General features: G+C 68.1%; 10 protein-coding genes. 5 read left to right on the top strand and 5 right to left on the bottom strand.

The genetic code is table 11. The features are described 5' to 3' along the window. From APY03_RS45010 to APY03_RS35645, 4 genes are all read left to right on the top strand, one after another. Positions 1 to 252 (top strand): copper-binding protein (locus tag APY03_RS45010; RefSeq protein WP_232324533.1); only part of this gene is annotated, 252 nt, incomplete at its 5' end. Next, positions 249 to 3458, top strand: coding sequence for an efflux RND transporter permease subunit (locus APY03_RS35655; RefSeq protein WP_068684899.1), 3210 nt, complete (start codon positions 249 to 251; stop codon positions 3456 to 3458). The genes APY03_RS45010 and APY03_RS35655, both read left to right, overlap by 4 nt. Beyond that, a complete protein-coding gene (locus APY03_RS35650; protein ID WP_068684897.1) occupies positions 3455 to 4450 on the top strand; it encodes an esterase/lipase family protein in 996 nt (331 codons plus the stop codon). The genes APY03_RS35655 and APY03_RS35650 overlap by 4 nt, the downstream gene beginning before the upstream one ends. Before the next feature lie 39 nt (positions 4451 to 4489). Continuing rightward, positions 4490 to 4987, top strand: a complete 498-nt coding sequence (locus APY03_RS35645) for a flavodoxin family protein (protein ID WP_068684966.1) — start codon at positions 4490 to 4492, stop codon at positions 4985 to 4987. Between the two features lie 43 nt (positions 4988 to 5030). On the opposite strand, the gene APY03_RS35640 is transcribed toward APY03_RS35645, so the two are convergent. The 3 genes from APY03_RS35640 to APY03_RS35630 all read right to left on the bottom strand — a co-directional run bounded on the left by APY03_RS35640 (position 5031) and on the right by APY03_RS35630 (position 7923). Continuing rightward, positions 5031 to 5915: a hypothetical protein gene (locus tag APY03_RS35640; protein ID WP_102906302.1), complete on the bottom strand. Its 885-nt coding sequence runs from the start codon at positions 5913 to 5915 to the stop codon at positions 5031 to 5033. A gap of 83 nt (positions 5916 to 5998) precedes the next feature. After that, positions 5999 to 6694 carry a Crp/Fnr family transcriptional regulator gene (locus tag APY03_RS35635; protein ID WP_083944796.1) on the bottom strand — a complete coding sequence of 232 codons (696 nt, stop codon included), beginning with the start codon at positions 6692 to 6694 and terminating at the stop codon, positions 5999 to 6001. A 134-nt stretch (positions 6695 to 6828) separates the two neighbouring features. Beyond that, on the bottom strand, positions 6829 to 7923 hold the full coding sequence (locus APY03_RS35630) for a lipocalin family protein (RefSeq protein WP_068684892.1): 1095 nt from the start codon (positions 7921 to 7923) through the stop codon (positions 6829 to 6831). A gap of 234 nt (positions 7924 to 8157) precedes the next feature. Between APY03_RS35630 and APY03_RS35625 the strand changes: the two genes are divergently transcribed. Beyond that, positions 8158 to 9345 carry an amylo-alpha-1,6-glucosidase gene (locus APY03_RS35625; protein WP_068684889.1) on the top strand — a complete coding sequence of 396 codons (1188 nt, stop codon included), beginning with the start codon at positions 8158 to 8160 and terminating at the stop codon, positions 9343 to 9345. Between the two features lie 16 nt (positions 9346 to 9361). On the opposite strand, the gene APY03_RS35620 is transcribed toward APY03_RS35625, so the two are convergent. Then, positions 9362 to 10447 (bottom strand): TAXI family TRAP transporter solute-binding subunit, encoded by a 1086-nt coding sequence (locus APY03_RS35620; RefSeq protein WP_068684887.1) that lies wholly within the window; start codon positions 10445 to 10447, stop codon positions 9362 to 9364. Between the two features lie 73 nt (positions 10448 to 10520). Next, a partial coding sequence (locus tag APY03_RS45005; RefSeq protein ID WP_232324532.1) for a hypothetical protein occupies positions 10521 to 10713 on the bottom strand: 193 nt, incomplete at its 5' end.

The following is a 10713-nucleotide window of genomic DNA, read 5'->3' as shown; positions in this document are numbered from 1 at the left end:
GCGGCCGCCGGCACTTCGCACCGCGCGGAAGGCAAGGTGGAGAGCGTCGAGACGGACACCATCACCATCTCCCACGGCCCGGTCGCGTCGCTGAACTGGCCGACGATGACCATGGGCTTTTCCAAGCCGGCGCCGAACGCCTATCCCGACATCAAGCCGGGCGATCAGGTCCGCTTCGAGTTCAAGGAAGGCGGCCCGATGGGGTACCAGCTGCTCTCGATGCAGCGCCTTCAACCGGCCGCAAAGCGATGATCGCCGCACTCATCCGCTGGTCGATCGGCAACCGGTTCCTGGTGCTGCTCGCGACCTTGTTCCTGATCGCTGCGGGCGTTTGGTCGATCGCCCGCACGCCACTCGATGCACTGCCCGACCTGTCCGACACACAGGTCATCATCCGCACGCCGTTCCCGGGCAAGGCGCCCCAGCTGGTCGAGGACCTGGTCACGTACCCGCTCACCACGACGATGCTGAGCGTGCCCGGCGCAAAGACGGTACGCGGCTATTCGTTCTTCGGCGACTCGTTCGTCTATGTGCTGTTCGACGACAAGACCGACCCGTACTGGGCTCGTTCGCGCGTCGTCGAATACCTCAACCAGGTGCAGGCCAGACTTCCCGCAGGCGCGAGCGCGTCGCTGGGCCCGGACGCGACGGGCGTGGGCTGGGTCTATGAATACGCGCTGGTCGACCGGACAGGCGGCCGGGACCTCGGGCAGCTTCGCGCGCTGAACGACTGGTTCCTCAAGTTCGAGCTGAAGACGGTCCCCGATGTCGCCGAGGTGGCCAGCATCGGCGGCATGGTGCGTCAGTACCAGGTGGTGCTCGATCCCGATCGCATGCGGGCACTGGGCATCACCCAGGGGGCCGTGGTCGAGGCGCTGCAAAGGGCCAACCAGGCGAGCGGTGGGGCCGTCGTGGAGTTGGCCGAAGCCGAGTACATGGTGCGCTCGCGTGGCTACCTGCAATCGCTCGAAGACTTCCGCACGATCCCGCTGTCCGTCACGGGCGCCACGCCCTTGCTGCTGCGCGACGTGGCCACCGTGCAGATCGGCCCGGAGATGCGCCGCGGCATCGCCGAGCTCGACGGCGAGGGGGAAGTGGCCGGCGGCGTGGTGATCATGCGCTCCGGAAAGAACGCTCGGTCGACCATCGAAGCCGTCAAGGCCAAGCTGGAAACGCTGAAGTCCAGCCTGCCTGCAGGAGTCGAGATCGTCGCGACCTACGACCGCTCGCTTCTCATCGACCGGGCAGTCGACAACCTGCGCGACAAGCTGGTCGAGGAATTCATCGTGGTGGCGGTGGTCTGCGCCATCTTCCTGCTCCACCTGCGGTCCGCGCTGGTGGCGGTGGTGGCACTGCCGATCGGGGTCCTCGCCGCGTTCATCGTCATGCACTGGCAAGGCGTCAACGCCAACATCATGTCGCTCGGTGGCATCGCCATCGCCATCGGCGCAATGGTCGATGGCGCCATCGTGATGGTCGAGAACGTGCACAAGCACATCGAGGCCTTCGAGACGAGGCATGGCCGGCAGCCCGGCACTGCGCAGCGATGGCAGCTCGTTGCCGACGCCTCCGTGGAGGTCGGGCCGGCGCTGTTCTTCTCGCTGCTGGTGATCACGCTGTCCTTCGTCCCGGTGTTCTCGCTCGAAGCGCAGGAAGGCCGGCTGTTCTCTCCGCTGGCCTTCACCAAGACCTATGCGATGGCGGCCGCAGCGGGCTTGTCGGTGACGCTGATCCCGGTGCTGATGGGGTACCTGATCCGGGGCCGCATCCCCCACGAGGCCGCCAACCCGGTCAATCGCTTTCTGATGGCTGTGTACCAGCCGGCGCTTGAACTGGTATTGCGCTTTCCCAAGGCGACGCTGCTCGCGGCGGCGTTGCTGCTCGCACTGGCGATCGTGCCGTTGATGCGGCTGGGCGGCGAGTTCATGCCGCCGCTGGACGAAGGCGATCTGCTCTACATGCCCTCGGCGCTCCCGGGCCTGTCGGTGTCGAAGGCGTCCGAGCTGCTGCAGCAGACCGACCGCATGATCAAGGCGGTGCCGGAAGTGGCCCGTGTCTTCGGCAAGGCCGGCCGCGCGGACACGGTGACCGATCCGGCACCGCTGGAGATGTTCGAGACGACGATCCAGTTCAAGCCGAAGGACCAGTGGCGCGCCGGGATGACGCCGGACAAGCTGGTCGAAGCGCTGGACCAGGCCGTGAAGGTGCCGGGCCTGACCAACGTCTGGGTGCCGCCGATCCGCAACCGCATCGACATGCTGGCCACAGGCATCAAGAGCCCGGTGGGCGTCAAGGTGGCCGGTGCCGACCTCGCCACCATCGACGCGCTGACGACGCAGATCGAGACCGCGCTCAGGAACGTGCCCGGCGTTTCCTCGGCACTCGCGGAGCGACTGACGGGAGGTCGCTACATCGACGTCGATGTCGACCGGCCGGCCGCCGCGCGCCATGGCCTCTCTGTGGCGGACGTGCAGGCGGTGGTGTCCACCGCGATCGGCGGCGACAACGTGGGCGAGGTCATCCAGGGACGGGAGCGCTACCCGATCAACGTGCGCTACCCGCGCGAGATCCGCGACTCGCTCCAGGGCCTGCGAGAGCTCCCCTTCGTGACCGCCAAGGGCGCCACGCTGCATCTCCAGGATGTCGCGAGGATCAGCATCGAGGACGGCCCGCCGATGCTGCGAAGCGAGAACGCGCGCCTGTCGGGCTGGGTGTATGTCGACGTGCGCGGCCGCGACCTTCGTTCCGCGGTCAATGACATGCAGGCCGCGGTGGCGACGTCCGTGAAGATGCCCACCGGCTACGCGGTGTCATGGTCCGGCCAGTTCGAGTACCTGGAACGCGCCACCGAACGGTTGAAGCTGGTGGTGCCGGTCACCCTGGCCGTCATCTTCGTGCTGCTCTATCTGCTCTTCAGATCGTTCAGCGATGCAGCGCTTGTGATGGCGGCCGTGCCGTTCTCGCTGGTCGGTGGCTTCTGGCTCGTATGGGCGCTCGGCCACTCGATCTCCGTCGCCACCGCGGTGGGCTTCATCGCACTGGCGGGTGTCGCGGCCGAATTCGGCGTCGTGATGCTGGTCTACCTGAAGAACGCGCTCGCTCGGCGCCTCGAAGCCGGCGAGCCGATGAACGACGAGACCTTGCTTGCTGCGATTCGCGACGGCGCGGTCCTGCGCGTTCGGCCCAAGGCCATGACAGTCGCCGTCGTGATGGCGGGGCTGCTGCCCATCATGTGGGGCAGTGGCACCGGCTCGGAGGTCATGACACGCATCGCCGCCCCGATGGTGGGCGGCATGGTGACCGCACCGCTGCTCAGCATGCTCGTGGTGCCCGCCGCCTGGTATCTGCTGCGCCGGCGCGGTGGCGCATCGAACGTCCGCGACACCACGCATTCGGCCTTGCCAGCGCCACCTTTCACCGGCATCATCGCCGCCGCAGAGGAAGGAGACCGCCGATGAAAACGTGGATTCGCCATGCCGCCGCCCTTGCAGTCCTTGTTGCCACGGCCGCCGCGCAGGCGGCGGGCATCGTGGGCAACACGCTGCCGCCCGGCTTCCCTTCGATCGAAGACACCTCGCTCGCCAGGCCGCTCATCGGCTTCGGTGCCGCCGGCCCGGTGACGCGAACGCCGGTGATCCTCATCCACGGCAACAACGACACGCCGTTCTCCACGGCCTGCAACCCCTACGGGCGTGTCCAGGCGCTGGCCCAGTTCCTCGCGGACAACGGCTATTCCACCAGCGAGCTCTGGGGCGTCGGCTACCAGGGCGACCAGTGCGACCTGGCTTCGAGCCCGACGCGCCGCTCCAGCATCGCCCACACCAATGCGGCCAACGTGCCCGACCTGCGCCGCTTCGTGCGCGCGGTGATGGACTTCACGGGCGCCACGCGCGTGGACATCGTCGGCCACAGCCTGGGCGTGACACTGGCGCGCGAGTGGATGAGGCAGGACGAGGCGCAGCACATCGTGCGCCGGCTCGTGGCCATCGATGGCCCGAACCACGGCATCATCAACTGCTCCCCGGACCCCGCCAACTACTGGCAGGCGCCGGCGGCGGGCGGCTTCGCGCCGGCCAGCGACGTGTGCCAGGAGCTGGGTTCGCCAGACACGCCCTTCCTGCGCCTGCTCAACGGCCGCGGCGGCAGTCGCGAGAACGACGGACCCACGCGCGTGCTGGTGGTCCGCAACGGCGACGCGAGCTTCGTCTATTTCCCGGTCCAGGACGGCTCGGTGGCACCGGTGCCCGCCGTCGATTCGTTCGGCAAGCCCACCGACTTCTCGAGGAGCGCCAGCCTGCGCGGTGCGCGCGAGCTCGTGTTGACGGGGCAAGGCGCCTACGACCCCATCCTGCGCTCCGGCCACCTCGGCATCCTGAATTCGCCGCAGACCTGGCAGGCCACGCTCGAATTCCTCACTGACCGGCCCGGGGACAAGGACAAGGACGACTGAGCGCCTTTCGCCCCGGACCATGCCGCTATGCTGGGCGGCATGAATCCGAAGACGCTGCTCGTGGTCTATCACACGATGACCGGCGGCACCGCGCAGATGGCCCAGGCGGCGGCCGAGGGCGCAGGCAGCGAAGCCGGCGTGCAGGTGCGTCTGCTGCGCGCACCCGAGGCGCAACCCGACGACGTACTGGGTGCGGACGGCTATGTGTTCGCCACGCCGGAAAACCTCGCCGCAATGGCCGGGCTGATGAAGGACTTCTTCGATCGCTGCTACTACGCCGCGCTCGACCGGGTGAACGGCCGGCCCTATGCCACGCTGATCTGCGCCGGCAGCGACGGACAGAACGCCGCGCGGCAGATCGACCGCATCGCGACGGGCTGGCGGCTGCGCTGCGTCGCGCCGGCACTGATCGTCTGCACCCACGCACAGACCCCCGAGGCGATCGCGCGGCCCAAGCAGATCGGCGCCGACGACCTTGCGCAATGCCGCGAGCTCGGCGCCGCGCTGGCAGCGGGGCTGGCGCTGGGCGTGTACTGAGCCTGCCGGATCAGGGGCGTGTCTAGTTCATTGAACGTTGCGCTCACTCGGCCACGTTGCTCGCAAGGCGCTTGTATTCGTTGCGCTTCATGGCGAGATAGTCCTCTCGCTCCACCTCATGCAGTTGCCGCGCGTAGCGCTCCGTGCTGTCGAACCACGCCGCCAGGCGCGGCGCCACTTGCTTGGGCGAATCCATGAAAGCGTCGATGGCGAGGTAGTAGCGCATGGTGTTGCGCTCCACCACGCCACGCACGCCGCCCACGTACGCCGGCTCGCCGGCCGAGTCCTTGCCCGACGTGGTGAATCCCACCTTGTCCGCGCCGAGGGTCGCCAGGTAGCCCTGCATCGCGATGCGCGCGGCAACGCCGTAGGCGTAGGCGTAGCCGAGATGAATGAAGGTCTTGCCGTCGCCGAGCGGCGTTGCCTCGAGTTCGATGCGGTAGTCGCGGGTCGACAGCGGCCCCTTGTCGGCACTCAGCCGCACGCTCAGGTAGTCGTCGGCGACGTTCGGCGGCTGCCAGGTGAATTCGACGCGCTGGGCTTCCGAGAGCGGCTGGTCGAACTTGCGGCCGACCGAGACGGCGAGCATCCTGGCGGCGGCTGTTCCGCGCACCGCGCAGTGCTTGGTGTTGAGGTGCAGCATCAGCACGTCGCACCAGACGCCGGGCTGGCTCAGGGAAGCGCTCACCTGGTCGAAGGGGTGGCTCAGCACCGCGAAGATGTCGCCGCTCAACTGGCCGGAGGCTTCCGTCGATTCGAGCACCAGCGGCCGCCCGAAGACGTTCTTTGCCAACTGCGTCTGCACCGCGTCGTACTTGGCCCGCAGGGCAGCGGCACTCCCTAGCTGTGTCTGCGCCTGGGCGATGACCGGCAGGATCAGGAACCAGACCCACAGCGCCAGGCGGCGAAGTGTTGTCGCGCGTTTCATGATGTTGCGCATTGTCATCCTGCACCGTGAGCCTGGCTATCCCTTGTTTTGAAATAGGTTGTTCGCGCCAGGGCCCCGCACGCTCAGATGGTGGGCGAGATGGTCGCCAGCCGGTCCTCCAGGCGCTGCCGGTCCGCCAGGAGGCGCCCGGCCACCAGCGTCACCACCTCGAAGCCAAAGGCCGGGTTCTGGAAGTAGAGCGACTTGAAAGTCATCTCATCCATCTGCAGCACGGTGCAGGGGGTGGCGCAGCGGGCGGTCAGCGTGCGCCGCTTGTCGGGCGCGAAGAAACCGATCTCGCCGAACAGCCGGCCGGGTTCCATGGTCTGCCCGATCTCGACGAACTCGATCAGCCCTTCCGCGAGGAAATACAGGCGCTTTGCGGGATCGCCCTTGCGGAACAGGATGGCGTCCTTCCTCAGTCGCCGCCGGCGCATGTAGGGCCGCAGCCAGACACCCGACAGGTCGTTCGACGCAGCCGCGATCTGCACGCGGCGCGTGAGGCGGACCATCTGGGCCGCACGGAAGACGTTGATCGGCAGCAGCGCGCCGTGCAACAGCACCAGGATCAGTGACGGATGCAGGGCGCCGTAGATGAGGAAGCCCAGGTTGCCGCCGATCGCAAGGCAGCGCAGCGGGATCATGGTCTTGACGAAGGAGCTCACGATGATCAGCACGCCGGCGACGCCCGCCGAGACCAGCGCCACGATGCCGGATGGCGTGGCCAAGGCCGAATACAGGGCGGCAACTGCGGTGTCGAACAGTGCGGGCATTGGCATGAACGTTCCTTCTCCGGTGCGGTCCTGGACGGGATGATGGCGGACGAATCCGGGACCAGCGGACGTTCATTACATCCAACTCGGCGCTGCAGCAGATCAGTGCAAGTCCGCAAGCCCGGTCGGGGCCTGTCGCGTCACCTGCTCTTCGGCTGCCTGGCGCCCAGTCGGTCGTAGCCGCTCAACTCGAGGAAGCCCTGCCCTTCGCGGCTGCCGCTCACCTTGACGGGCCCTTCCCAATAGATGTTCGCCGTCGTCCCGCCCGAATCGAATTCGCTGTCGGCGAAGAAGGGCTTGATGTTCAGGAGGCCCGATGGCAGCTTGATGCCCCATTCGACCACGTAGCCGATGCCCGTCCTCGGGCTCGTCCATGTCCGTCCGGGCACCAGTTCGACCTGGCCGGGTTCCAGGGGTTGCGAACCCTGCGCGTTCGACAGGGTGCCCGCGGTCATGACCTTCCGGCCCTCCATGTCGAAGAGCTCGTAGACCATCAGGTCGGATCCATCGTCCAGGTGCAGGGCGAACCAGTTCCAGCCCAGCGAGAGGACATCGAACTCGCCCCACTGGTGATCGAACCAGAGCTCGCCACTCACCGGGACCGACTTGCCTGCGATGGCGATGCTGCCGCGCGCCGGCATCCGGGGGCGCGAATAGTAGTAGCTGATCCCGCTCTGGCCGAAGTCGAGCAGGCCGGGCGTCTCCGAGCCCGGCGCGCGATGCGCGAGGACCGGGCCGGAAACACCCAGGTCGACGGTGATCGAGGCGCCGTCGAAGCCGGCCTGCAGCACGTGGAACGATGGCGACGCGGTGACCTGCCATCCCTCCTGCCTGAAGTCGAAGCCGTAGGCAACGCTCCTCGCGGGCGTGCCGCCGGTACGGCTCTGGCTGATGTGGCGCTTGCCGGTCTGCAGGTCGGTCAGCGCCGCATGCATGACGGTGTGCTTGATCAGTCCGTTGGCGACGAAGACGACCATGTGGACGGCGTAGCGCTGGCCCGCCTCCGCACGGAGGATGCCGCTGTAGTACCACCACTCCATCGCGGACCCGTGGGGCGCATCGTCGGCCGGCAGGCTGAGGGGCGGGAGCGCGGCCGTTCGCTCCACCGGCTTGCGGCTCGCCTGCGGCGCCGCCGCGGCCATGGCGGCAGACGGTTCGCGCTCGGCGCCCGAGAGGTGGTAGAGCACCGCGCCGATGAGCACGCCGATGACCGCCACGGCGGCGGAGAACACCATCAATCCCTTCCTGCGCGCCCGTGCGCGTGCCCTTGCACGGGAGGGGGAGCGGGCGCGTTCCCAGGCGGAACGCCTGCGGACTGGTCGAGCGGTGTCGTCGGCACTCATGTTCAGGAGGGTCCTTTCGCCTTCGGGTCCGGACCCGATCGGCGGACATCTTAGCCATGCAGCCTCGCGTCGCCGCGCGAGCCGCGAGAATCGCCGCTGGCAGACTCCCCGGCGACCCCACGACCCATGGCCCATCATCTCGACGCTCCCGCCCGTGCGCTGATCGACACCTGCGCGCAGGCTTCGATCGACCTCCTCGTACGCAACCTGACCCCGCACGGCATCCTGGCCGCCAGCCGGACCGAGGCGGCCGAGGCGCGGCGCTACACGCGGATCTTCGGGCGCGACGCCGCCATCTGCGTGATGGCGATGTGCGGCAGCGGCGTGCCCGCGCTGGAGCAGGGCGCGGTGAACAGCCTCGACGCGCTGGCGGTGCACCAGGCGGCCAACGGGCAGATCCCCAAGTACGTGGACCCTGAAGGCCGCGATGCCGACTTCTGGTACCTGGGCTGCATCGACGCCACCTTGTGGTGGCTGATCGCGGTGGACCACGTGCGCCGCCACGGCAGCGTCGGCCCCTCGCACTGGAGCGGCGAGGTGGGCCGCGCGATCGGCTGGCTGCTGGCCCAGGAGCACCAGCACTTCCGGCTGCTGCAGCAGAACGAGGCCAGCGACTGGGCCGACATCATGCCGCGCTCGGGCTACGTGCTCTATACCAACGCGCTCTGGTACGAGGTCAAGCGCCGCTACGGGCTGGACCACGCCGAGGCGACGCACTACCACTTCAACCACCTGTTCAATCCCTTCCAGGCCGATCTGCCCACGTACCACCGGGCGCGGCTGCTGAGGCACTATGCGCGCCGCGGCCGGCGCGACTCCGGCCTGTACCTGAGCTTCGTCAATCTCTCGGTGGTCGGCCACGAAGGGGACGTGTTCGGCAACGTGCTCGCGATCCAGAGCGGACTGGCGGACAGGGCCATGGCCTACCGCATGGTCGAGACCCTGACCGCGGCGAATGCCAGCGTGCCTTACCCGATGCGGGTGGTGCTGCATCCCCTGACGCCGCAGCACGCGCTGTGGCGGCTCTACATGGGGCGCCACCAGCAGAACCTCGTGCACCAGTACCACAACGGCGGCATCTGGCCCTTCGTCGGCGGCTTCTGGGTGATGATGCTGGCGCGGCTGCGGCTGCACGAGCCGGCCTGGTCCGAGCTCGCGCGGCTGGCGCAGGTGAACGCGCTCGACGACTGGCGCTTCACCGAGTGGTTCCACGGCCGGACGCTGGCGCCGAGGGGCATGGCCGGGCAGAGCTGGAATGCAGCGACCTTCCTGCTCGCACGGCGCGCCCTGCTGGGCGAAGAGACGGGCTGGTGACTCGTCGCGCCCCGCCTCACCTGTTGCAGATGCCCAGCACCAGTTCCTGCTCCGTGCAGGAGCGTTGGGGTTGGGATTGGGAGGCAGGCTTGCCGAAGGCCCCCACCCCCGCCGCCTTCTGACCGGAAAGGCAGGCACGCAGCCGCTTTTCCATGGGCGGGTAGTAGCGCCAGCCCTGGCTGAGCGCCGGCAATTCGAGGCGCACCTGCTTCCACTTGGGATGCCCGCTGGCCTGGAGCTTGTCGAAATTGGTGCAGAGCGACTCGGCGAAGCGGGCCAGGTTGCCGACCGTGGACTGCAGGCCGTAGTCGTAGGTGACCAGGTAGGCCTTGATGGTCAGCGTGGGAATGTCGGTCGTGAGCCAGTTGGCGTAGCTCGTCGCGCGGATGGTCGCCGGAAAGTACGTCTTCACCACGCGCGCGGTTTCCGGCGCCTTGTCGTCCAGCTTCAGGATCTTGATGAAGTTGCGCGCCTCTGGCTTCATGTCGGTGAACAGCTTGGCGGGCTGTCCGGCCACGATGATGGCGACGTCGATCGACTTGTCGACGGTGAGCCTGGCGAGCGCTTCCTCGTTGCTCAGGTACTGGGCATTGGCGCTCGACAGGGGCTCCCCGAACATCAGCTGGTAGAGCGTCCTGGAGGTGAGCGCGGTGCCGCTGCCGAGCGCGCCGACGCTGATCTTCCTGTTCCTGATCTCGTGGATGTAGTTCAGCGGCGAGTCGGCGCGGGCGACGAAGTAGATCTCCTCGTCGTAGAGCGGCATGATGAGCCGCAGCGGCCGGATGATGTTGCCCGCTTCGGCGCTGCCTGCCTTCGCCTCGTCCAGGAAGGCCTGGTAGACGTCGGACTGCACCAGTGCGAGCTTGACCCCCTGCTCGTAGCGCATGCGATGCACGTTCTCGGCCGAGCCCTTCGATTCCAGGACCTCGAGATCGATGCCGGCGGGCTCGGCCACCCACTTGGCGAGATCGCGGCCGATCTGGATGTAGGTCCCGCTCTTCGACGCGGTGACGATCTTGTACTCGGCCCTGGGCGGCGCCGCGAGGGCCGCGGGCAGGAGGGCGATCCACATCAGTCCCGTCAGCAGTGATCGGATTGGCATGCTGGCTCCTTCGAGGATTCGTGGTTGGGTGGCGGCGCCGGGCATGGCCCCATGCATCGCGCCGCTTGCGCCCTCATCGCGCGCTCCCGGCGTCGGGGCACAAGGCCAATGCCGCCAGTGCTTCGTTGCAGCCGGTGTTGTCGCGTTCCGGTGCAGGCATCGCCGGCGCAGGGGCAACGGCGACCGGCGCGACCGGCGCGACCGGCGCGGGGGCGGCGGCAGCCGGCGCTTCCGCGGCCTGCGGTGCCTGGGCGGGGGGCGCAGCG

It is taken from the genome of Variovorax sp. WDL1 (assembly GCF_001541225.1).
GTDB lineage: Bacteria > Pseudomonadota > Gammaproteobacteria > Burkholderiales > Burkholderiaceae_C > Variovorax.
This window is presented reverse-complemented; position numbering and strand designations above follow the sequence as displayed.